Source organism: Synechococcus sp. BIOS-E4-1, from assembly GCF_014279995.1.
Taxonomy (GTDB): Bacteria; Cyanobacteriota; Cyanobacteriia; order PCC-6307; family Cyanobiaceae; genus Synechococcus_C.
The window spans coordinates 1,444,269-1,465,839 of the sequence record NZ_CP047935.1; the positions used below are offsets into that span (position 1 = coordinate 1,444,269).

The following is a 21,571-nucleotide window of genomic DNA, read 5'->3' on the forward strand; positions in this document are numbered from 1 at the left end:
GATGGCCCGCCAACAGGGCTGGTTCGCCCTCATTCTTGCGCTTGCTATCGCGGCAGCAGCGGTTCTGTCCAGTTTCCCGCTGCAGCTTGGACTTGATCTACGCGGGGGCAGTCAGCTCACGCTCGAAGTCCAGCCGGCGGGGGAGATCACCACCATCGGCGCCGAGCAGATGGAGGCGGTCAAGGCGGTGCTCGATCGCCGTGTCAACGGCCTGGGTGTGGCTGAATCCACACTGCAGACCGTTGGTGATGATCAGCTCGTGCTGCAGCTGCCAGGCGTCACCGATCCGACCCGCGCCGCAGACGTGCTTGGAAGCACAGCCTTGCTGGAGTTCAGGGCTCAGAAGGAAGGCACGCAGGAGGAAGTACAAAGCCTGCGACAGCTGAGGGGCCAGCTGCAGAGTGTGCTGGCCACGCGCACTGAGGATGAGACCTCTGAGCTTGATCCCGAGCAGCAGCAGGAGCTCGCCAACCGTCAGAAGGAACTGGGGCTTGATGGAACGGCCAAGACGGAAACCGATCAGCTGCAACAGCTGTTGGCAAAAACCAACCGGGAAATTCTCGATCGATTCGAACCCACGGCTTTCACCGGCAAGCAACTGATCAGCGCAGGTCGTCAGCAACAGCAGAACGGCTCTGGTTGGGAGGTGACCCTGAATTTCAATGCTGAGGGTGGTGAGAAATTCGCTGAACTCACCCAGTCGATCGCCGGCACGGGGCGTCTGCTTGGCATCGTTCTCGATGGTGAGCTCATCAGTGAAGCCAGCGTCGGTCCCCAGTACAAAGCTGCTGGAATTTCGGGGGGCACGGCGTCCATTTCCGGTAATTTCACGGCAGAAGATGCACGTGACCTTGAGGTTCAACTGCGGGGTGGTTCGTTGCCTTTGCCGGTTGAAATCCTTGAGGTGCGCACCATCGGACCGTCTCTTGGTGCTGAGAACGTCCGTCGCAGCCTGATCGCCGCCCTTTCAGGTCTTGTGTTGGTCGGCATTTTCATGCTGCTGATCTACCGGCTTGCAGGAGTTGTTGCGGTGATGGCCCTCAGCCTCTACGCCTTGTTCAACCTCGCGGTGTATGCCCTCATCCCCGTCACGCTGACGCTGCCAGGCATCGCCGGGTTCATCCTGAGTATCGGCATGGCGGTCGATGCCAATGTGCTGATCTTCGAGCGCATCAAGGACGAACTGCGGCGCGGCAACACCTTGATCCGCTCCATTGAAACGGGTTTTTCCGAGGCCTTCTCATCGATTGTTGACGGCCACCTCACCACGTTGATCAGTTGCGCCGCACTCTTTTTCCTGGGCACCGGTCTGGTCAAGGGCTTTGCGGCGACTCTCGGCATCGGCGTTCTGCTGAGTCTGTTCACGGCTCTGACCTGTACGCGTACGTTGCTGCGCTTCCTGATGAGCTATCAGGGCTTGCGGCGTCCAACGAATTTCCTGCCTGCAAGTCAACTTCCCAAGACTGCGTCCTGAGCCATGGCTTTCACTTCACCCGAAAACGATGTGCGACCTCTGCGCTTCCCCCTCACCAGCCGTCGAAGGCAGGTCTGGTTGGTGTCCGCCGTTTGTCTGCTGCTGAGCCTGCTCGGGATTGTGCGCAGCTGGACGGACCCTCAGATTGGTTTGCCTTTGAGGCCCGGTCTTGACTTCACTGGAGGAACCCAGATTCAGCTTGAGCGCAGCTGCTCTGACAGCTGCGATCAGCTCAGCACCGTCGCCGTCGAAGCTGAGCTTCAGCAGATCAAGCTGCCAGTTCAGGACGGAAAAGCATTGCCCAAGCTGGAGAACGCTCGCGTTCAGCTCCTCGATGCAGGTCAGTCTGTCGTGCTGCGCATGCCAGCTCTCACTGCGGGCCAGGGGCAAGCTGTGATTGAAGCACTTGAGCCGGTTGCTGGTCCTTTTGAGCCTGGTGGACAGTCCGTTGACACGATCGGTCCGAGCCTTGGTGGACAACTGCTGCGCAGCAGTCTGATTTCCCTGCTGGTCGCCTTCACGGGGATCGCTCTCTACATCACTGTTCGCTACGACCCTCGCTACGCCTTTCTGGCCCTAGTGGCACTGGCTCACGACATCGTGATTGTGTGCGGCGTGTTCGCCTGGCTCGGACTCATCACAGGTCTGGAAGTTGACAGCCTGTTTGCCGTTGCTCTGCTGACCATTGCCGGATACTCCGTGAACGACACGGTTGTCGTTTTCGACAGAATTCGCGAGCGCCAACGCATCGATGGTGACCTTCCTCTCTCGGTGCAGGTTGACCGTGCTGTTTCAGCCACGCTGACCAGAACCATCTACACAAGCGGCACCACACTTCTGCCCCTGGTTGCCCTCATTCTGTTCGGCGGTTCAACGCTCTACTGGTTTGCCATTGCTCTCGCGCTTGGTGTGGTCGTTGGCAGTTGGTCCAGCATTGCCCTGGCGCCCTCTCTTTTGAGCATCTGGCCATCTCGGTCCGCTGCAGCTGCCAGTGCCTGAACGTTCAGCGACAGCACGAGTCCGCTCCCAGCGCTGGATACCGCTGCTGTTGCTGCTGCTTGCTCTGAGTGATCTCAGAACAGAACTGCGATTGTTGGCGGATCAGGTCACCCTGACGGCTCTGATCTTTGCGGTACGTCATCATTTGCTCGCTGTGGTTGTTCTGGTGCTGCAACCTTCGCTTTGGATCCACTACGGCCCGCGCCATCGGCGCGTCAATAACGAAATTGTCGATACCCTCTGACCTCCAGGGAGTTCTGCTGTTCTCTGCTGACTTCTTCATTCCTGTCAACGTCGAATTCAATGCAGTTGAGACGTCGATAAGAACTCACAGGAGTGCATGTTCGGCGCGGGCGTTGACTGGTCTGAACACGAACATCCTCAATGACTTTGGTGGAGGGAACACCGCCGATATCACCTGTACCCGATGCGGTCGAATTCTCGTTGGGCGGTAACTGCTGAAAGGAACAGAGTTCTTTGGCAAGATCCGTAGCCGCTTGATTGAGACAGGCTTCATAGTCCGCCTCAATCAGGGCTCTGCGCTTCTCATCAGCCAAAAGCTCGAGTTTGAGCCGTTCCTGGCGGGTGAGGGGAATGGTTCTGCGAAAACGCTGTGTGGTCTTGACCGTGAAGGTGCCCCCCTCCTCGATCCACCGTTCGGCTTCCTGCTCGGCCTGCGCTTGAGTTGGATAAGAGGGGCGAAGCTCCTGATGCTCCAACGTTGAACTGGTTCGACGCAGGTTGGCGTAAAAGAAGCCGGCGTAGATCAACAGGCCCACCACTCCGCTTCCGGCCACCGTTGCGAACAGACTCAGGGAGGAGGGCCGGTCCAGGGATCCTGCTCAGAAGCCGTCGAAAACTAGCAGTCCCCCTCTGGTGTCTGCAGCGCTGACACGTTGTGCTGTCACGGTTTTGCCTATTCTTCCCACATCGTGAGCACGAACCGCCATGTCACTTGATCTGGACGCCAAGAAGACACTGTTGCGGAAAATCCCTCATGGGTTGTTCATCTGCGGCGTCGCGGAAGGTGATGAGGTGAATGGATTCACTGCCAGCTGGGTCACCCAGGGTTCCTTCGAGCCGCCTCTGGTGGTGATGGGGGTGCGTGCCGACAGCACCAGCAACGGCATGATCAAGCGCACGCGTCGTTTTTCGCTGAACGTGCTGGCCGCCGACCAGAAGAATCTGGCTGCGACATTCTTCAAGCCCCAGTCCGCGGTGGGAGGCCGGTTTGAGGCTGCGCCCTTTGAGCTCGGCTCCCTTGGTCTGCCGATTCTGAAAGATGCCCTGGGCGGTGTTGAGTGTGAACTGGTGGGTGAGCTGGCTCACGGTGATCACACTGTCTTCATCGGTGAGGTCAAATCAGCGGTGCTTCACAGAGATGGAGATGCCCTTGAGCTGAGCACCACCGGCTGGCAGTACGGCGGTTGAGTCTTCTTGGGCTGAAGCTCTGAAGACCAGATCTGAATGGCGTCTGCTTCGACATGGACAAGCGCTATTCAGATTTTTTCTCTGTAGCTGCTGGTTATTGTTGCGTCTTGAGGATGACTCTCGACGTTTGTAGTGAGTTCTAAATGTGTTAAAAGTGGAGAGTTGAAGATTATCTATGCTTCGTAGAACATTTATTGGCTTGACAACATTTACTGGTTTTGTGTTGGGCGGTTTTGGCTTGATGAAGCGCTCAAAAGCAGAAGGGCGAAACAACAGCATTCAAAATCAATTTGTCAATGCTCAGGTTTCTGAAACAGCCAGTGATTTGATTAACTTCTTCCAAGGATATGGCTATAAGTTGGTTCAAGCCGGGCCCTTGGTGACCGGTTATGACTTTAACGGAGGCTTGGAATTTGACGACAATCTTTCGCTGATTGGCGTCAATGAGTTTTGTATACAACCGGCTTCACGAGTTGAAGATGTCAGCGAAAAGTCCAGGCCAGGGACTCTTCCGCTCTTTCACATAATCAGCCTGGGATCACTGGACAGCAGCAAGCCCAATCAAAGTGTTGACCTCGCCCTGAAGTTGTTGGTTGGCCGGATCGGCCTCGCGCCTGATCGATTGAAAATCACTGGAACAGAACATGTCCTGGATCATTTGCCTTTGCTTCAAAAATACGGAATTCAACAATCGCAGATTCGCTTCGTTGACTTGAATGAGGCTCGGATGGCTGGAAAAGGATCAGGCTATTTTGAACCCAAGGGTCATCCCCGTTCGCCGTCTTTGCAGACGTATTCGATTGAATATGTTTTGCCCGACGGCCAGGAAATTGAAATTGCTGAGATTGGCCTCAACACAGACTGGGGTTTTGGAATAGGTGTCGAACGTTTGACAATGGCTCGTCACGATCAGGCACTGACCTGGGATCAAGCCCTGAAGAGTTTCAGGACTTCGGTTCAATCAAGCGCTGATCGTCAGAATCTGCCATTGCCTGCGGGGTACTACAAAATCCTTGAGCTCTCGCAACCGGCTTGAAACGATTCAGACGCTTAGGTCCAGCGGTCCATGATCTTCTTAACCACAACCTGCTCCATCCCCACCTGAAGCACTACCACCAGAGGAAGCGCCAGTAACACCCCAGGTAGTCCCAGCAGAGCGCCCAGGCTCAGCTGGGAAGTCAGAGCAACCGTGGGCAGGAGATTCACGGTGCGCCTGAGCAACAGCGGTGTGAGAACGAAGGCTTCCAGGTTCTGCAGTGCCAGTCGCAGCACCAACACCTGAAGCATTGTTCCCGGTGAGATCATCAACGCCAGGCTGAGAGGCAGAAGCGTTGCCGCTGTGGGCCCGATCGTCGGCACGAAGGTCAGCAGTCCACAGACCAAAGCAGAAAGCAGGGCCAGGGGAATGCGCAGAATTGCCAGACCTGCCCAGGTGCAAAGAAACATCGCCAGGGCAGAGAGGGTCATGCCAGCCAGCCAGCCACCCAGAGCGGTGCGGCACTGGTCCAGCAGATCCTCCATGGATGCGCGTGCTGGCCGCGGAGTTGCAGCAATCACCATGCGTCGGTGTGCCGAGGGGTCCAGGGCAAGCAGCACAGCCAGCAGGCTCATCAGCAGCACCTGAACCAGGCCGTTGGCCGCTCCACCAGCCACGCCGAGCAATTGAAAGCCGAACGGTTGAATGCGGTCCCAGCTGAATTGGTCGGGCAGGCTGCGCGCCAGCTCACCAAGCAGGGGCTGACTGGACAGCAGGGCCTGAACCTGGCCAAAAAGGGCAGGTAACAGGGTCGTGAGCTGTTCGAATTGGTTGATCAGCTGAGGCAGCAGCAGCTGCATGACCAGCAGCCCCCCAATGATTCCGATCAGCAGCACCGTCAGCAGAGCGAGCGGTCGGGGTAATCGGTAGCGCCTGATCAAATGGTCAACGGGAACATCGAGGGCGACAGCCAACACCACGGCACCGAACAGCACCAACAGCACCCAGCGCAGCTGCCAGGTCAGCAGAGCAAGCACCACAAGGGTGAGAGCTGCCAGCAGATTGCTTGGATTCATGCGGCCGCGCGACGCTTCTTCCATGGATCCAACAGGTCGTGGATCACGATCTCCCGGATCAGCACCTGTATCACCACTGCCAGAGGCAGGGCCATCAGCAACCCCAGCGGTCCAAACAGCACCGTGAAGATGAACTGTGCAGTCAGTGTGAGGCCAGGAAGCAGGTTCACCTGGTGCTGCATCACTGATGGTGTGATCACGTAGCTCTCAACGTTTTGGATGACCACATAGAGACCCAGGACGGCAAGAGCCTTCCAGGGGGCGTCAAGCAGAGCCACCGCCATGGGGAACACGGTGCTGAGGGTGGGCCCCACATTGGGAATGACGTTGAGCAAACCGGCCAGCAGAGCGTTGGCCATTACCAGCTTCACGCCAAGCAGGGATAGTCCGATTCCCGCCAGCAGCCCCACGCACAGCGAACTGATCAGCACTCCGATCATCCAGCTGCTCAGGGCTTCGCCACATTGCAGAAGAATGGTTTTGGCTCGTCTCCTGTAAAAAGACGGCACCAGCTGAATGGCCACATTGCGATAGGACTCCGGCTGAATCGCCACCATCAGAGCCACTGCAAACATAAGCACCAGCTGAATCAGTCCGTTGCCGAGATTGCTGGCAAGACCCAGCAAACCTTTGATTCCTCCACTGACGCCGGAGGCTAGAGCCGTGCTGTTGGGGAGAGATGACAGGTCACCAGGAACGAACCGAGCTCCGCCATCAGCTGAATCACCTGCTCCGTAGACGAGTGATGAGGCATGGTTGAGCCATCCCATCACGATCTGTTGGAGCTCGCGGGCCGCAGCAGGCAACTGCTGAAGCAGCTGTTGAAACTGACTGAAGAACGGCGGAATGATCACGGCCACTGCAACAGCCACGATCAAAACCAGACCGAGAAGACAGATAATCAGGGCCAAAGGCCTCTGAATCGTCCATCGCCTGCGCAGGGCGCCTACAAGAGTGCAAACCGCCATGGCCAGAACCACAGCGGCGAAGAGATGAATAAGAACTTCGCGGAGGCTCCAAAGCAACAGCCCGGTTGTCAGCAATGCCGCAAGTCCGAGCCAGTGCTGAAATTTCACCCGTTTGTTCCTTCCTCACTGGATTCATTGTCGCCGGAGTTCTGCGAATAACCCATTCCATTGGCATCCGCATAACGTTGCGCAAAGCGCATGAAACGTTCGAAATCCGCTTCGCTTTTCCAGGTGTAGGTCGCTTCCAGAGCAAAAGCCTTGCCGTTCACGAAACGGCCGTTCACTTCACGGGTCACCATTTCGCCTTCTTCATCCACCATCCACATGCCGGCGATCGCTTCCATCGTTTCCGGTGCGAGTGCCTGCGGTTCCTCGAAAACGAAGATGGCCTGCCCGGTGCGACCATCGCGGCTGCGGGTCATGCGGATATCGGGAATAACCGGCTCGTCAGTGCCGCGGAAGAACTGAATCGCCGCCTTGTCACCTTCTGCCATGGTTCATCAACTTGGAGGTGTGGATCTTAATTGGAGATCCCAGGGATGATGTGCGCTTTATCCAGAAGCAGTTTTGCCGCTTGCTTGCTGTCGAGTCCTTGGAGATTCACCGAGGATCTAGCCGGTGAACGCTCAAGTTCACGGTCATAACAGCTGTCGTAGTAATCGAGCATGGCCTCACAGGCCGCATCCCAGTTCTGGGAATCGATCGCTTCAATGGCCTGACGTGTGCGCTGAGGGCCAAGGCGTTTCTGTATCCGTTCCGTGGCCTGCCGCAGTTCGGCCTGCTCATGACACGAGTAGACCTCCACAAGTCGCTGAACCCGTTCCTGGTCACTGCGCTGGATCTCCAGAACCGGAGAAGTTTGCATCTGATCGAATAACCCTTTGGGAATCCTGCAGCGACCCACCTGGATGCTTTCGGCTTCCAGCCAGATCTCCTGAATTCCTTTGAGGCGCAGAGTCTCAAGGCATTCCGCCAGTTTATTTTCGTAGTGCTCGCTGGTTGGTTGCGGCGGCAACCCCAGATTGCCGAAACTGCTGCCGCGGTGGCTGGCGAGACCCTCGAGATCGATCACGCCAACGCCCTGTCTGTTTAATTCCAGAAGCAGATCGGTCTTGCCTGTTCCTGTCCTGCCGCCCAGCACCCGCAGCGGCCAGGTCTGGTCGAAGCGATCCAGCACCCACCTTCGATAGCTCTTGTACCCCCCAGCCAGCACGGTGACAGGGTGATCGCTCAGGCCAGCCAGCCAGCCCATGCTGTTGGACCGCATGCCTCCACGCCAGCAGTAAATCCTCAGTGGCTTTGCGGGTCCTCCGGCTGCAGTTGTGAGTGCACCAGACAATGTCTCGAGGGAAGGGCCGCAGAGCTTTAATCCCAGTTGGATCGCTTCTATCCGACCCTGTTGCTTGTAGGACAACCCCACTTGATGACGCTGATCATCGCTGAACAGGGGGATGTTCACAGCCCCTGGCCAGTGGCCTTGAGCAAATTCCGTGGGTGTTCTTACATCCACGATGGTCCCGGTCGCCATGCGGAAGCAATTGAGGCCGGTCACGATGCTGTTGCCCATGCCTGACATAGTGGGCCAATGCTGAGCCAGTCGGTGCCGGCACCTCGCCATGCTTTCCGGACGACCACCCTCCACACAACTCGGCATTGATCAGTTGCTGGATCGACTGATTTCGGGATCATCTCGGCAGAAGCGTTCAACGGCTTCAGCGCTGGAGAAGGTTTCAGAGGAGCTTTCAGGCAAAGCTGTTGTTGCCCTGAAGGCCTATTCGCCCGAGGGGGATGACTGGGGAGCAGGCTGGATTCTGCAGATCCTCCAACGTCATCAGCCCAAGGCTCTGGAAGCCATTCCAGGTGTCTCCAGTGGTTGGTTCCAGATGCCGTCGTCCTGTGGGATCGACTACTCGGCTCTGCAGCAGGCATTACTTCGGGAACAGTTTGAGGAGGCTGATCGCCTCACCAGTTGCGCCCTGCGTCAACTCGCCGGCGACCAGGCGGTGCAACGGGGATACGTGTATTTCAGCGAAGTCCCTGCCATGGAGGCCCTTGATTTAACCACCATCGACAGACTCTGGATCGCCTACTCCCAGGGACGCTTCGGATTCACGGTTCAATCTCGACTCCTCAGTGCACTCGGCGGGCGGTACGACAGGCTTTGGCCAAGGATCGGCTGGAAGAAGGATGGTGTCTGGACCCGCTATCCAGGCAGTTTTGAGTGGTGCATGGATGCGCCTGAAGGACACATGCCATTGGTCAACCAACTCAGGGGGGTGCGTCTTATGGATGCTCTTCTGCAGCATCCTGGACTGGCGAGCAGGTCCTGACACCCAGGGCTTTCTCTGGCAGAACGTCAGCTTGCCGGTAATGTCGAAAAGGATGAAACAGCGCTGATGTTCAGCCGATTTCTACCTTCGTTCCGGTGGGCTGATTTCATCCTTCCGTCAACGTTTCAGCTCAGTCCGTTGATGGAGCTGTTGCTGGAGCCGGTTGACTGCAATGAGACTTCGTGTCGACTGCAACTGGGTCTCCAGGAAGCACTGGTCAATGCCGTGCGTCACGGCAATGCCGGAGACCCTCGTAAGTGCCTGCGAATCCGTCGGATTCTCACGCCGAACTGGTTGATCTGGCAGATCCAGGATGAGGGCGATGGTTTGTCGAGAGATGCACGACAGGGTTGTCTGCCGGATCGAGTCGATGCCAATCAAGGGCGCGGTCTTTTTTTGATGCACCAGTGTTTTGATGACATCCGCTGGAGCCGTCGCGGCAACAGGGTGCAGCTGGCCTGCCGTCGACCAGGATCGAGCCAGGGGGCGATCAGTGCCGAGGGCAGCCAGGGTCTTTCAGCTCTCCCCTGATCCAGCCCAGAGCCTGCTGAGTGAGTGCTTCAACATCATCATTGCGTCCATTCTGGAGCAGCTGTGCCAGCGCCGCAGCCAGTAATTCGGCTCCGCGTCGATCGGCATCGCCTTTGAGCCTGTGCCATTCACGATCACTGATGCTGAGGCTCTGATGCAGTGTCAGGGCCTGTTCAATCGCCTGTTCTGGCCATTTCTTCGCGGACACGTTGGCGTTGGATCATCATGGTCTCTCTATCCTGACCTGTGTGACCGCTGGTGGTGGTGAACAGGCAGCTTCGCAGTCGGGGAGGTTTGCATGGACTGCAATCTCTTCTCCGTTACCAGCCCAGATCCTGGGAGGCCAAGGATCGCCGTTCGATCCGACGGATCCAGCAACGTCGATTGCTGCGTCAATTGATCGAGGCGGATCCTGAAGCTCTCAACTGGCTGATCACACCAGAACGAGGTCAGCGGTTCTGGAGAGCCTTGCGCTGGGGTGGTCCTGCTCTTGTGCTGGGGTGGTGGCTGACTCGCTGAACCTCAGGCTGCTACTGCTGCGCTATCCACCACCACCAGTGAATCAGGGGCTTCTTGAAGGCGCTCTTCGGGATGGGGCTGGCCTTCCTGCGGTGAAGGAAGGGGTTGGCCTTTTAGCCAGGCCTGATAAAGAGCCCGCCGGCGGCGATCTTCTGCAAGCACTAGACGATCCGCGGCTGCGGTTGGGCTTTCGCCGGAATTCAATGCCGTTCTCAGGCAGATTCCGAAACCTTGAGCTTCAACCTGAACCTTCCCTTCCATGAAAACGATCTGGAAGGTCCATCCCCGCAACCAGCGGATCCGAAAAGGATTCGACATGGACGGAGTCCCTGAGTGATTGCACCATATGGGGTTGCCGTGCCCCTGCAAGCGTCTATGTCAGGGAATCACTGTGTTGAGGTGATGAATTCTTGGTGGCCGTCCACACCCTGGTCATGAAATGAGATTCGGCCTGAACATCACTGAAACCTGCATCTTCGAGGCGCTGGTCAATGTCGTCACTGATGAAATTGCGGTAATAGGGCTCGTGAAACACTCGCCTGAAATTGTCCATGGCAACGTCGAACTGAGGCGAATCCTTCAATTGAACAGAATCCGCCAAAACCAGAACCCCGCCGGGTTCGAGCAGTCGATAGCAGTCCTGCAGCACTGCCTGCCGTGCACCGGCTGGCAGTTCGTGGAATAGGAACACGCAGGTGATTGCCTGGAAGCCGGCGTCATCAAAGGGCATTCGTTCCGCATTGCCCTGAACCAGCTGTACCAGTGGCTTGTTGGATTGGTTCAGCCATCGATTGGCCTGGCGCAGATAGGCCTCGGAAAGATCCACTCCCACCAGAGTGGCCTGCGGTAGCGCAGCACGGATCTGATGCAATGTTCTGCCCGTGCCCGTGGCGACATCAAGAATGCGCAGGCTGCCCTGGGCACGATCGGCAAATCGGTTGAGTCCCTTGTGCAGCGAAGGAAGGATTCGACGACGCATGGCATCAGCGGCGCCGTTGAACAGGATGTCGACCTGAAGGTCGTACAGCTCAGCGGAATGATCGCTGAGGTAGCCATCGGTCTGATGGTGAAAATTCTGGAGGTAATAGTCCGGATAAAGATCACGATTGGTGAGATCAGGGATGTCCTTGACGTCTCTTGCACGCCTTCTTGCCCAGTTGGAGGGCAGGTCCAGCCAGACCCGTGGATAGCGTTCAGCCCATTCCAGCCAGGGAATATCAAACAGCAGGGACTGGGGGTAAATCCCGGACTGAGAATCCTGCCAGTCACGTGCATGCAGCTCATCCAGCGACTGACGCAGCGCATCGACCATCGCGCTGGGAACAGGTTGCGTTTTGGGCACCACATCAGGCGCCACCACTTCCATCACCTTGGTGCTCAGTTCCTTGTGAACCAGACCAGCCAGGCTGCGGCCCTGCTGCATGGTCCGATAAGCGATTTCAGTGAAGCTGGGCGCCATGAACAGGATTGAAATCCAAGCCGACTTATTTCAATGGATCGTGCCCCGCTCTGTGGGCTTTTGCCGCTGCGATCACGAAAGTTATGTGAAGCCCTCGTAAAAACGGTAGCCGTTGCTACAGAATTGACTCAAGTCCTCCAGGAGCTCTTGATGGCCGTTGAGATCACTGATGCAGGAACGATGACGTCTTACTCAGGCAATGTGCTGGAGCGGCGGCAGCGAGCGGCTGCCGAGTTTCTGGCGTGGGCAGAGCACCACGCTCACGATGTGCTGAGGCAGCAAGCGGCCCATGTTCAGGTTGAAGGTCATCCTGATCGCCTTGATCAACGCAGCGCTCTGGCGCAGCAACAGGTCTGTGCTCGCCGTCGACTTCATGCCAAGCAACTGCACGACAGTTCGATGGCTCTGCTGAGGCATGGCTGAAGAGACTGGTCCTTGATGCTTTGCAGGGCCGGCACAAAAAAAGGAGCCGAAGCTCCTTTGTGATGAAGGTGACCTGTGGATCAATGAAGGATCAGGCGTCGTAGTACATCACGAATGTCGTAATACACCGTCAATATCACTAAAACACCAGTCACAGACTGCATTCTGCTTCTATCCCTATTCTGCCGTTTTGGGGACGCTTTTGGGGACAGCTTTGGGGACAGTTTTTGGGGACGGTTGACCACAGCACCGCCTCTTAGCTAGTACAGGTGTTCTAGCCGTGAGGACGCCATGGGCGGATGGCCTTCAGGTCCGAAGGGTTACTGGCTTGCAAGGTTTCATCGGGACCCAAAGAGCACCTGCATCAAGGATCAAAGGGTGTTCGTGGATCACGGCAGACCGATGCCCGATGGACCTGCTTTGCTCAAGACACGCAGGGAAGCGATACGAGGATGCGCAGAAGCTTTGGCGTGAGCTGATCAGCTTTGGCTGACAGCAGTCAGAGCCTCAATGGGGTGAGAGAGCTGAGCCTTAGCTGCTTCTGTCAGTTGTGTTGCTGAGGGTGCAGCCTTTTGAAAGTCTGAGAAAGAAGGACCCCCACGGCCCTTCTCAGAAAGCAGGATCCCGTCCAAGGAAGCGCTTTACAAAGCTTAATACTCCAATGCTTCAGGCGTGGCTTGCTCGCTTCCAAGGAGACCCAAAGAGCAGGTGGGTCAGAGATCAGCGCGTGTTTGTCGATCACGGCAGACCTATGCCTGATGGACCTGCTTTGCTCAAGACCAGAAGAGAGATGAGATTTGAAGCCGCGGCGAGTCTGTGGTTCCAGCTGAAGAGGCTTGGGTGGACCGTGGCTGAAGCTGCTTGGTGATTGCGTGTCCGCCGATACAAGTAGAGGCTTGTAGCTTTTGTTGGTCGAGACCGCGTCAAATGGAAGGCTTGCTGACCATCGCGAACAAGTGCCAAACGGTCAGCTTCCTTTCCGATCCAAATACCAGTGGTTCGGCAAATGATGTTTTTGTGATCGTTGACCACATCAAAGACATGCCAGAAGGTCATCCTCCACTTTTAAAGACACGCAGGAACATGCGTTATGAGGACGCCGTTGCTCTCTGGAAAGAGCTTCAACGCTGTGGGTGGACTGTGGCGGAACCCGCTTGAGGATGTGATCTAGAGCCCTCGAAGTCAGCCAGGAAGCCCTTGATCCTGATCGAGAGGTCCTTGCGCGTGTTGAAGGGGAGTGTCTACACCTGCCCTTAAATGTATTTCGGGGTGGGGGAGTTGTTAATACCTTCTACGATTTACAGGTTGCTATTGTTATTCGAATCTGATTTGCATTGTAAGCAATAGATATAGCAGCTAATCAGTCCTAAAAATGTAGGCACTAGGAGGCAGTATGCTTAACATCATTCACTGCAAGACCTGGAAGAATTTTTCTTGACTTTTAATCCTTAAGCTGCTAGCAAGAGTGATAAGAAGCCAGTCAGGTAAAGGGAAACGGTACTGCTATTGGTACTGACAAGGCTGGAATCAAGCTATAACTTGGATGCCCGATGCATAGTATGCATGGGACAAGAATCACTGTGCCTGAGTGACAACCATCCACCCTGATTGATTAGCAGCGCTGATGGGCTACGACGGCCTGCTGTCTGATGAATAAGGCAGCCAGATGCTAATTGATTATTATCAATAACTCAGTCGAGCAGAGCCCAGTGGTGACAGGGCTTTTTAGCCATTGCTTGGCGCACTTTATGCTGTCAGCTAACAGGTACTATTCATTTGCAATACGTAGTGACTACTAGGTGATAAGTAGAGCGTAACCTCGTTTTCAGCGAACCATTCTTATAGCTAACCTATCCGCTCAGAACCCAGTCGTAGCAGTGCTTCTTAGGAGTCGGTAGGTGTAGTCTGTGCTGGGCTGTGTTACTTAGAGGAACTACTTTATAGATAAGAATTTCTAATTTTGCGCCATCCACCCCACAACAATCAGGCCAATAATCAATCACCACAATCACTGAAAGGTCGTGTTCAGAGTGTCCTGCAGCCTGACAACATAGGATTCCTCTCACATATTTAGATAGAACTGTCTCAGGCACCTCCAGAAGGCTCTACAAGGCCCATCAGCTCATCGATACATCACATCCACCACAGAAGCCATCAGGGACGCTTACAGGAGCTTGTGTGATATTCAGCGGATCAAGAATACTGGCAACAATAAAAAAAGTTGAGGCTAAAAGAAAAAGTCTCCCCGTAGTATCGCGAGGAGACCCAATGCCCACATCCAGGATTCCAGTTCAAGAATGCCGGGTAGGGGTTAAGCGAATTGGACGAATCTTTCAGGCTGGCGTTATGCGAAAACCGCTTCTGAAGGCTTTGTTGTTGAGTCCGTCAGATCGTCTGTCTCTGGACTCTGGTCTGAACCGATTTTTGAGTCTTCAGCGCGAAGACGCCATTTGAGCTCATTAATTGCCCGAAGTGATTCGTCAGATTTCTTCGTATCTCCCATTGTACGGAAGTACTCAGCTCTGACTGTTTCCCACTTGATTGCAATTTCAATCTCCTCTGATGTTGAAAGTCTTAGTTTCGATGCCATGTCAACTTATGCAAGTGAATCGAAGCTAAGAAGCACATGTGCAGAGCCGCGGTTGAAAGTTGCATTGATTTATCGCAAAAACCGTACACACTAATCTGTTTACATTTCACATTGAGTTCAGATTTAAGCGACTCAAGTGTCAACCGGCCAATTGTTTACTGCTTTCAGACTGGAAGGGCCAATAAAAATCCCCTACCGGTAGGCAGAGGAGAAGAGATGCCTGGCTGGATTTGAGAAAACGAAACTCAGCCGAAAATTCCAAACACCTGGTCGATAATTCCCCTGCCAGTCAAAGCTTCAGTTGCCAAACCAATTGCAAGTCCAAGCATTGCAACTCGTCCATTGAGTTTTTCGCTGAAGACTTTGGTTGAGTCAGGGCTGAAATTGTCGGTTGCTTCGGGCATTGGATGGGACGCAATTAATCAATGTTAACGAATGTAACGGGCGTGTTGTGGGTTTCCGAGATGCCCTGCGGTAACTGGCTTTATTGGGAGGCAGGTTGATGGGATAAGTGACAATACTTAGTCGCCAATCACTGCCAGCTCTCGTTCAGTGGCCTACAGCGTGTCACACCAGAGGAACAATGCCCAATCAAGGATGCCGAAGTTGGCTCAGCAGGAGCAATATTCACTCATGCCCAGCTCTTCCAGTTTTTCTACAACAGCCTGACAGCACAAGATTCCCTTTGCATATATAGATAGGAGTGCTCTCAGGGGCACCTAGAAGGCTCTACAAGGGCTGTCGGTTCATCGATACATCACATCCACTACAGAAGCTTTCAGGGCATCTCCTAGCGGCTTCCAAGGTTGACTCACCTCAGGACTAGACCCAACTGCACAAATTCCGAAGTGGTATCTAAAGAGTATTAACTCCCACTTCAATTTCTGTGCAGTTCAGGAGACCGTATACGACCAGACTCGAATGCCATTGGTGGAGACCTGTTTGCCTCTGGCCACATCAAACCCAGCCATTTGTACCAGTGCCTTAATGAACGTTGCCTTCACCACATCATCTGGACCTGGGATGACAATTTTGCCGCCAAGGAGTTGCTTCAGTTCTTGAGCTTCTTTCTTGACCAGGTTTTGCACAAGGGAGGCTACGGCTGCAAATTCCTGGGTGCCTTCATGGAACATCCCAGCATCAATCAGAGAGATCACGGAGAGCCTCTCCAGCCAGTAAAAAGCATGACTTGGATCCCTTCTTTCGTAATCAACAGCAAGACCAGTTACAGACGCTTTCTGAGCCTGTGATCGTGCTTCGCCTAAACGGATCTCTCTCTTACAGAGTTGACGCAATAAACCCTGGCGGAATGACTTTGCATTGTCGCGCTGACGCTTTGCCCGTACCTTCCGTGATGTTGTGGCTCCCTTATTGGGGTTCTGTGCCAACAATTCAAGGAATGGCTTTAGCGTGTAACCCTGTTCCTGGAGACGGCACTTAAGCACGTGTTCATTAGCGAAGGCCTCATAATTATTCCGAGCCTCTAATTCGTGAGAATAAAAAAGTGAGCCGGTTGAAATTGCTCCAGCGAAGTCCCTATAGGCATCAAGATCACCATGACTGGCGGCCTTTGATTTAGCCCGTTGAACTGCTTCAAAGGTAGTTTTTCTGGTGCCCACCATTGCATTCGGAACAACCGAGGGCATCAACAACACCCGGACCTGAGCACTGCGAGCCCGATCAAGAGCCTGCAGAGCATCCTCAGGACCCATGGCGTACTGCTGAACACAGGCAGCAATGCCCACAGAGGTCTTAGCCATTGAGATGCCGGAGATGACTGAGGGAGACATCGCCACCATGTCGTAAGCCGGACCGCTCCCTTCTGTGTTCCCCATGAATTCAGACACTGCCTGAGACGATGAGTTTTCTGCGCTGATCTGAAGGACGTTCTTCTCGTCAGTGAAGACAGCCGAGAATTCGATCATTGATTTGGCTTCCCCGAACGATGCCCAGACCTTGTGCCCGTCTTCCAGGGCTTGGGCCGAAAGCTGCTGCAGCAAGTCGATGTTCTCTCTATTGGTTTCCCCCACGTACAGAACACGCTCCCTGGCGAAGGTGGTCTGAATGACGCGGGGTGTTGTTCCGGTTGTCTCTTTCAGCCACTCCAGCTCGATGTCACCCAAGCCGGATTCAGCGGCGATCACGGTGACGCAGGGATTTTTCAGGAGACGTTCAAGTGCCCTGACAGCTTCACGGCGAACCTCTGGCATCCGTTCAGTACCACCGACCAGAAGGTGCATCCCGGTCTGAGAGGTCTCATCCATGAACAGGAACGTGGGCCGTGGGTTCTCCTCCAGCTCATGGCTCCAACGCCACATATCCCATTCATTGCCTGGAGGCTTCTGGATCGACTCACAACAACAGAAAAGACCATCTCTGTTGAAGACTCCCTCATGCACGCCAAGAGTGCGTTCCACCGTGTTGCGTGCTGCCGACATGTCACGTACGCCGAATTCAGCAGCGCCCTTATGGACAAGCGAGGCACGGTGATACAGGCCCAGTACAACCATCCGATGGCCTAGCTCTCTCTCCATCAGGTCCACAGCAGCCACCGAGGCTTTCGTCTTGGCGGTACCGGTCGCACCAACCAAAGCGATCACGCGACTGTCGATGGATGCCTTCTGTATGTCCTCCGGTTCAAATTCCCTGTCGATGGTGATAGTTGACCACTGCTTACGGAGTCGGCTGTAAGGGGCTTGGCTAAAGAAGCCACGGACGCCCAGATCCTCCTGGTGGCCGAGAATTGGAAGGCTGGCGGGCACTTGCATCCCACGCAACTTCGCGGCGACATAGTCGTCCGTCTTGGCATAGCTACCGATCCAGCAGTACCAGCGAGCATCAGCACCGGCCTTTGATAGCTGGCGATGGAGTTGCTGAGCCATTCGTACAGAGGAGTTTCCCGCGTCGAACCGAACCGTGATCCGGCGACCACCTGCGGCCAACATCTCCAACGGCTTGCGGAGACGATCAGATCGAAGCTTCTGGCCACCAGAGTTGATGCCATTGAGGGCGACTGCGAGCTGCCCGATCGAAGATGAAGCCAACGCCTTCAGGGCTGACTCCTCGACGTGAACAGGGACCTCAGGGTTATCAAAGACGAACTGCCAAGCCTTCTCGATGCTGTATTGATCATCCGGGCAATCAAAGCCGTAGTGATCCAGAAGCTCCATGGCTCCAGACCAGCTCAGGGGAGGGAGGAAAACCTTCACCCGTGATGAACGGCAGTCGAATTTGATCTCGTCGTCGTCACCGGTACGGATGGAGGGATGTAACCGATGGCCGGCCCACTCCAGTCCGGGCTTGATGATGCCCCGGTCAGTGATCACCGCTGAATAGAGGTTCCAGTTAATGAAAGGGGTTTCCTTCAAAGTCCTGGAGGCCATCCGGTTCAGGTCACGTTCAGCCTGCGCCACCTCGTTAGGGCGTAGTTCGCTGTTGTCCCTGGCCTGCTTCTTCTTGGCCTCAGCGTGGCGATCAATCGCGTCTTCCCATCCCTTGTCTGCACCGGTTGTGATGAAACCGTCTGCAAACAGGGTGTGATCAATACCGTGGTTTTTAACCAGTTGAATACAGAGATCCTGCACAACTACGCCTCGGTCCCGAGCTGGAACAGTGCAGTCCCCTGGGCAGGAATCTCGCGGCCACTGGCTGCCATATAGACAACACCGCGCGAAGTGATCCTGAACCCGAGCACAATTTCCTCGTACTGATCAGTCACCGCCTGCATCGGCTGCCCCCAGGCTGTGAACTTGAGTTCGAAACCGTGCCTCTTTCTCGGAGGACTGTTGCCGGATTCTCTGTAGAAAGTTTCTGTAGCCATGGTGGCGATCTCCTGTTGAAGTGAGTGAATAAAGGCTTCTGATGCCCTACTTCCAGTAATAGGCACATGGGCAAGATGCAGTGTTTACATTCCGCAACACACCACATCCAGCGCCTGATAGTTCAGCTTCGGGCGTCTCTCGGTTGCCTCCTAGTCTTCCAATTCTGTCCATCTGACTTGGTAGGCCCATACAGGCAATAGGAAACCTATGGCTGTAATAACTGGACAGCTATGGCTATTTCGGACAAGCGAATCCCTGTGTACTTCGGCACTTCCATGGAAGACAGGGTGCTCCGTGATCGTATTGCTGTCGGGGCTAAGTCCTTTGGGATGAACCAATCAGCCTTCCTGAGAGCTGCTGCCGTCTACGCCCTGGATAATGTAATTGACTTCGCCAGGAAGACGCGGTGAAGAATAAAAGTGGCTGGCATGAGCTTCAGGAACCAACTTTATTCTGAATACAAAGCAAACAGATATAAACCTAGAGCACCACGCTGGATCACCATCTGGAAGCGTTATGACGTGCCGTTGAGTTGGCTGGCAGCTGAGCCTGATTGCTGCCCCTGGCTATGAATTAATAAGCTCAATCGTGCCAGGTATTGATGGCTGATTTGTGGGATTCGTCAGACTATTGAAGCGCTAAAAGCTCCCTATTATAACAGATTGTTTTTTGTGAATTAGTTATTAACTCTACCAATTCACAGTGCAATAAGTCGACGCTCGGCAGTCTTTTTGGCAACTGCCATCCCCACACCCGCCTTGCATATAGCTCCCACCACCAGCCACGCCTTCCAGCTCAGCCTCAGTGAGCTCTTTAGTAAGGTCGTCATCAGAAACCTCAAACCCAGCCTCTCTGGCAATCGCAAGAACTGCATCAGGGTTCGCTGCAACCTTAAGCTTCTCCTGAAGGATAGTGTCTGATTTAACTTTTTCCATGAAGGCTTTGAACTGTTCCTCTGACATGGGTTTCAAAAGTCATCAACAACTATAGCACGATATTCTGCAGCGTCTTTGTCAATCGATTAATACGCTCAATTGTGCCAGGTATTGAAGGCTGATTGATGGTCTTTTTGGGGTGATTGAAGAGATAAAAAGCCCCTGTCAATGCAGAGGGTTTTGACAAGGGTCTGAATACATTCCAAAAGTACACCAATTGCCACCAGCCACGCCTTCTAGTTCCTCTTCACTGAGTTCAGTGATCTTATCAGCAGTGAATTCGTGGCCGTGTTCTTTAGCGATGCCCACAACATCTTCAGGTGACTTAGTTGCTTTTAGTTTCTCCTGAAGATTGGAATCACCTTTGACCTTGGCGAGGAATGCCTTGAGTTGTTCTAGGGACATGGGTAACGGGCTTGTTAAGCAGTCATAGCACTGGTCTGCTGCAGAGGCTTTGGTTAATAATTACTGCGCTCAATCGTGCCAGGTATTGGTGGCTGATTGATGGTCTTTTTGGAGTGATTGAAGAAATAAAAACCCCAGCCGTTGCAGGGGCTTTGATGAGTAGGCTCAGCTCCATCCGGCTTTTAAATACACTTGATTGCGCTGCAGTGGTTGCACAGCTTCAAAGTCTGGGAGGCAGCCCCTGCAGCCACGCCTTCAAGCTCTTCTTCTGAAAGCTTTATTGGAGCGTTATCCAAGTCATCAGCAGAAATACTAAACCCAGCATCTTTCGCAATCGCAGCAACAGTATTGGCATCAGCTGCTGCCTTGAGCTTCTCCTGAAGGCTGGTGTCAGCTTTGACCTTCTCTAGAAAAGCTTTGAGTTGTTCTTCTGACATGGGTTTCAGGAGTCTTTAACGGTTATAGCAACGGCGTGCTGCAGAGTCTTTGGCTAATACTTTCTGCGCTCAATCGTGCCAGGTATTGAAGGCTTGATTTGTGGGGTTTTTGGTGTGATTGAAGCAATAAAAAGCTCCTGTGGTAGCAGGGGCTTTGTGTGAACTGAAAATAACAGACTCCAGCCATTTGGATGATACTGCTTATATCAGTATTAAAATAGGTAGGAATAGGTAGCAGGTCCATAGGTAGCAGGTCCCCAGTAATAGGTAGCAGGTCTATCAGCACCACCAGCCACGCCTTCCAGTTCTTCGTCTGAAACCTCTGATTGAGCGTTCTTCAAGTCATCAGCAGAGATGCTAAATCCTGCTTCTTTTGCAATCGCAGCAACAGCATTGGTATCAGCCGCTGCTTTGAGCTGCCCCTGAAGGCTGGTGTTGCCTTTGGCGTTAGCGATGAAAGCTGTGAGTTGTTCTTGTGTCATGGTTCTAAAGAATGAATGTTTGGGGGTGTTGCCCCCCTCGACTCCTTCAAGATCACAGCCCTTCTGGTGAACCCCACTACACAGCTCTGGTGTAGACCCCGCGAAGTTCTGGTGAGCAACTGGTGAATCGCTCAGAACTCAGTCACCACCTTTTGAAAAATGTTTTCATCTGCCTGATAACTGCTCAACTGCGCTCAATCATGCCAGGCATTGAAGGCTGATTTATGGGGTCAGTCAGACCATTGAAGCAATAAAAAACCCCTGTCAATGCAGGGGCTTTCGCGGGTGTGTAGGCGTTGAGAACTCGTTGGGCTTGTTGTTCGAGACTTCCGAGAGTTTCGGTCTTTCGTATATACCCTTCGGAGCATACCCCCTCCCCTTTTTAACAACCCCTACACACAACCAAAGCTGTACCCTCTTCTGTCTGATCACCTCCAGCTGCGCCCTCCAATTCCTCATCTGAAAGCTCTGTGACTTGAGCGTTCTTCAAGTCTTCAGCAGAAATCTTAAAGCCTGCGTCCTTGGCAATCTCCACAACAGCATCTGCATCTGCAGCTCCATTGAGCTTCTCCTGCAGGCTGGTGTCTGCTTTGACCATCTCCAGGAAGGCTTTCAGTTGGTCTTCTGACATGGCTTTCGGGAGTCTTTAACGGTTATAGCAACGGTCGGAATACTAGTCATATCAGCTTAGATGAGACTGCAGTCCAATGATTGT

The 21,571-nt window shown here is 54.2% G+C and carries 28 protein-coding genes; 12 read left to right on the plus strand and 16 right to left on the minus strand.

Annotated features, from left to right (window positions below):
- The first annotated feature begins 1 nt into the window (after position 1).
- Genes secD through SynBIOSE41_RS07665 form a run of 3 tightly spaced genes read left to right on the plus strand, consistent with a single transcriptional unit; the run spans position 2 to position 2,717 of the window.
- A complete protein-coding gene (secD, locus tag SynBIOSE41_RS07655; protein ID WP_186540289.1) occupies positions 2 to 1,474 on the plus strand; it encodes a protein translocase subunit SecD in 1,473 nt (490 codons plus the stop codon).
- Between the two features lie 3 nt (positions 1,475 to 1,477).
- A complete protein-coding gene (secF, locus tag SynBIOSE41_RS07660; protein ID WP_186540291.1) occupies positions 1,478 to 2,473 on the plus strand; it encodes a protein translocase subunit SecF in 996 nt (331 codons plus the stop codon).
- Entirely contained in the window at positions 2,466 to 2,717 is a 252-nt protein-coding gene (locus SynBIOSE41_RS07665; protein ID WP_370594198.1) for a hypothetical protein, read from the plus strand. The genes secF and SynBIOSE41_RS07665 overlap by 8 nt, the downstream gene beginning before the upstream one ends.
- Here SynBIOSE41_RS07665 and SynBIOSE41_RS07670 read toward each other — a convergent pair.
- Entirely contained in the window at positions 2,689 to 3,270 is a 582-nt protein-coding gene (locus tag SynBIOSE41_RS07670) for a hypothetical protein (RefSeq protein WP_255476001.1), read from the minus strand. The genes SynBIOSE41_RS07665 and SynBIOSE41_RS07670 overlap by 29 nt on opposite strands.
- Positions 3,271 to 3,421: 151 nt before the next feature.
- Between SynBIOSE41_RS07670 and SynBIOSE41_RS07675 the strand changes: the two genes are divergently transcribed.
- Positions 3,422 to 3,904: a flavin reductase family protein gene (locus SynBIOSE41_RS07675; protein WP_066906390.1), complete on the plus strand. Its 483-nt coding sequence runs from the start codon at positions 3,422 to 3,424 to the stop codon at positions 3,902 to 3,904.
- Between the two features lie 199 nt (positions 3,905 to 4,103).
- Positions 4,104 to 4,940, plus strand: a complete 837-nt coding sequence (locus SynBIOSE41_RS07680; protein ID WP_186540293.1) for a hypothetical protein — start codon at positions 4,104 to 4,106, stop codon at positions 4,938 to 4,940.
- A 14-nt stretch (positions 4,941 to 4,954) separates the two neighbouring features.
- Here SynBIOSE41_RS07680 and SynBIOSE41_RS07685 read toward each other — a convergent pair whose 3' ends face one another.
- From SynBIOSE41_RS07685 to mnmH, 4 genes are read right to left on the minus strand one after another with little or no spacing between them, the layout of a single operon-like run.
- Positions 4,955 to 5,956 (minus strand): AI-2E family transporter, encoded by a 1,002-nt coding sequence (locus SynBIOSE41_RS07685; RefSeq protein WP_186540953.1) that lies wholly within the window; start codon positions 5,954 to 5,956, stop codon positions 4,955 to 4,957.
- The gene (locus SynBIOSE41_RS07690; protein WP_186540295.1) at positions 5,953 to 7,032 is read right to left on the minus strand and encodes an AI-2E family transporter; all 1,080 of its coding nucleotides are present in this window, start codon (positions 7,030 to 7,032) and stop codon (positions 5,953 to 5,955) included. The genes SynBIOSE41_RS07685 and SynBIOSE41_RS07690 overlap by 4 nt, the downstream gene beginning before the upstream one ends.
- On the minus strand, positions 7,029 to 7,418 hold the full coding sequence (gene psb28 / locus SynBIOSE41_RS07695) for a photosystem II reaction center protein Psb28 (protein WP_186540297.1): 390 nt from the start codon (positions 7,416 to 7,418) through the stop codon (positions 7,029 to 7,031). Before psb28 ends, SynBIOSE41_RS07690 begins: the two co-directional genes overlap by 4 nt.
- Positions 7,419 to 7,444: 26 nt before the next feature.
- Positions 7,445 to 8,500, minus strand: a complete 1,056-nt coding sequence (gene mnmH, locus SynBIOSE41_RS07700; protein WP_186540955.1) for a tRNA 2-selenouridine(34) synthase MnmH — start codon at positions 8,498 to 8,500, stop codon at positions 7,445 to 7,447.
- Positions 8,501 to 8,540: 40 nt separating this feature from the next.
- On the opposite strand from mnmH, the gene SynBIOSE41_RS07705 reads away from it, so the two are divergent.
- Both SynBIOSE41_RS07705 and SynBIOSE41_RS07710 read left to right on the plus strand, forming a co-directional pair.
- Entirely contained in the window at positions 8,541 to 9,254 is a 714-nt protein-coding gene (locus tag SynBIOSE41_RS07705) for a GUN4 domain-containing protein (protein ID WP_186540299.1), read from the plus strand.
- A gap of 66 nt (positions 9,255 to 9,320) precedes the next feature.
- Positions 9,321 to 9,785: an ATP-binding protein gene (locus tag SynBIOSE41_RS07710; RefSeq protein ID WP_067325686.1), complete on the plus strand. Its 465-nt coding sequence runs from the start codon at positions 9,321 to 9,323 to the stop codon at positions 9,783 to 9,785.
- Here the strand turns inward: SynBIOSE41_RS07710 and SynBIOSE41_RS07715 are convergent.
- Positions 9,745 to 9,993 carry a DUF6439 family protein gene (locus SynBIOSE41_RS07715; protein WP_114993014.1) on the minus strand — a complete coding sequence of 83 codons (249 nt, stop codon included), beginning with the start codon at positions 9,991 to 9,993 and terminating at the stop codon, positions 9,745 to 9,747. The genes SynBIOSE41_RS07710 and SynBIOSE41_RS07715 overlap by 41 nt on opposite strands.
- A 56-nt stretch (positions 9,994 to 10,049) precedes the next feature.
- Here SynBIOSE41_RS07715 and SynBIOSE41_RS07720 point away from each other — a divergent pair, with 56 nt between their 5' ends.
- Positions 10,050 to 10,304, plus strand: a complete 255-nt coding sequence (locus SynBIOSE41_RS07720) for a hypothetical protein (RefSeq protein ID WP_156486564.1) — start codon at positions 10,050 to 10,052, stop codon at positions 10,302 to 10,304.
- 3 nt (positions 10,305 to 10,307) lie between these two features.
- Here the strand turns inward: SynBIOSE41_RS07720 and SynBIOSE41_RS07725 are convergent, their stop codons facing one another.
- Positions 10,308 to 10,622, minus strand: a complete 315-nt coding sequence (locus SynBIOSE41_RS07725; RefSeq protein WP_066906370.1) for a copper-binding protein — start codon at positions 10,620 to 10,622, stop codon at positions 10,308 to 10,310.
- A 55-nt stretch (positions 10,623 to 10,677) separates the two neighbouring features.
- Positions 10,678 to 11,763, minus strand: a complete 1,086-nt coding sequence (locus SynBIOSE41_RS07730) for a class I SAM-dependent methyltransferase (RefSeq protein WP_186540301.1) — start codon at positions 11,761 to 11,763, stop codon at positions 10,678 to 10,680.
- Positions 11,764 to 11,913: 150 nt separating this feature from the next.
- Here SynBIOSE41_RS07730 and SynBIOSE41_RS07735 point away from each other — a divergent pair, with 150 nt between their 5' ends.
- From SynBIOSE41_RS07735 to SynBIOSE41_RS07750, 4 genes are all read left to right on the plus strand, one after another.
- Positions 11,914 to 12,186 carry a hypothetical protein gene (locus tag SynBIOSE41_RS07735; protein WP_186540303.1) on the plus strand — a complete coding sequence of 91 codons (273 nt, stop codon included), beginning with the start codon at positions 11,914 to 11,916 and terminating at the stop codon, positions 12,184 to 12,186.
- 291 nt (positions 12,187 to 12,477) lie between these two features.
- Entirely contained in the window at positions 12,478 to 12,660 is a 183-nt protein-coding gene (locus SynBIOSE41_RS07740) for a DUF1651 domain-containing protein (RefSeq protein ID WP_255476002.1), read from the plus strand.
- 187 nt (positions 12,661 to 12,847) lie between these two features.
- Entirely contained in the window at positions 12,848 to 13,054 is a 207-nt protein-coding gene (locus SynBIOSE41_RS07745; RefSeq protein ID WP_186540957.1) for a DUF1651 domain-containing protein, read from the plus strand.
- A 59-nt stretch (positions 13,055 to 13,113) separates the two neighbouring features.
- Complete coding sequence (locus SynBIOSE41_RS07750) at positions 13,114 to 13,344, plus strand: DUF1651 domain-containing protein (RefSeq protein ID WP_186540305.1); 231 nt, start codon at positions 13,114 to 13,116, stop codon at positions 13,342 to 13,344.
- Between the two features lie 1,677 nt (positions 13,345 to 15,021).
- Here the strand turns inward: SynBIOSE41_RS07750 and SynBIOSE41_RS07755 are convergent.
- From SynBIOSE41_RS07755 to SynBIOSE41_RS07790, 8 genes are all read right to left on the minus strand, one after another.
- Positions 15,022 to 15,180, minus strand: coding sequence for a high light inducible protein (locus SynBIOSE41_RS07755; RefSeq protein WP_186540307.1), 159 nt, complete (start codon positions 15,178 to 15,180; stop codon positions 15,022 to 15,024).
- 489 nt (positions 15,181 to 15,669) lie between these two features.
- Positions 15,670 to 18,360: a DUF3854 domain-containing protein gene (locus tag SynBIOSE41_RS07760; protein WP_186540309.1), complete on the minus strand. Its 2,691-nt coding sequence runs from the start codon at positions 18,358 to 18,360 to the stop codon at positions 15,670 to 15,672.
- A 2-nt stretch (positions 18,361 to 18,362) separates the two neighbouring features.
- Entirely contained in the window at positions 18,363 to 18,596 is a 234-nt protein-coding gene (locus SynBIOSE41_RS07765; RefSeq protein WP_186540311.1) for a hypothetical protein, read from the minus strand.
- 690 nt (positions 18,597 to 19,286) lie between these two features.
- Complete coding sequence (locus SynBIOSE41_RS07770) at positions 19,287 to 19,559, minus strand: Nif11-like leader peptide family natural product precursor (RefSeq protein WP_186540313.1); 273 nt, start codon at positions 19,557 to 19,559, stop codon at positions 19,287 to 19,289.
- A 138-nt stretch (positions 19,560 to 19,697) separates the two neighbouring features.
- Positions 19,698 to 19,937: a Nif11-like leader peptide family natural product precursor gene (locus tag SynBIOSE41_RS07775; protein ID WP_186540315.1), complete on the minus strand. Its 240-nt coding sequence runs from the start codon at positions 19,935 to 19,937 to the stop codon at positions 19,698 to 19,700.
- A 182-nt stretch (positions 19,938 to 20,119) separates the two neighbouring features.
- Positions 20,120 to 20,374, minus strand: a complete 255-nt coding sequence (locus SynBIOSE41_RS07780; RefSeq protein ID WP_186540317.1) for a Nif11-like leader peptide family natural product precursor — start codon at positions 20,372 to 20,374, stop codon at positions 20,120 to 20,122.
- Between the two features lie 212 nt (positions 20,375 to 20,586).
- Entirely contained in the window at positions 20,587 to 20,856 is a 270-nt protein-coding gene (locus SynBIOSE41_RS07785; protein ID WP_186540319.1) for a Nif11-like leader peptide family natural product precursor, read from the minus strand.
- Positions 20,857 to 21,238: 382 nt separating this feature from the next.
- Entirely contained in the window at positions 21,239 to 21,487 is a 249-nt protein-coding gene (locus SynBIOSE41_RS07790) for a Nif11-like leader peptide family natural product precursor (RefSeq protein WP_186540321.1), read from the minus strand.
- Between the last annotated feature and the right edge of the window lie 84 nt (positions 21,488 to 21,571).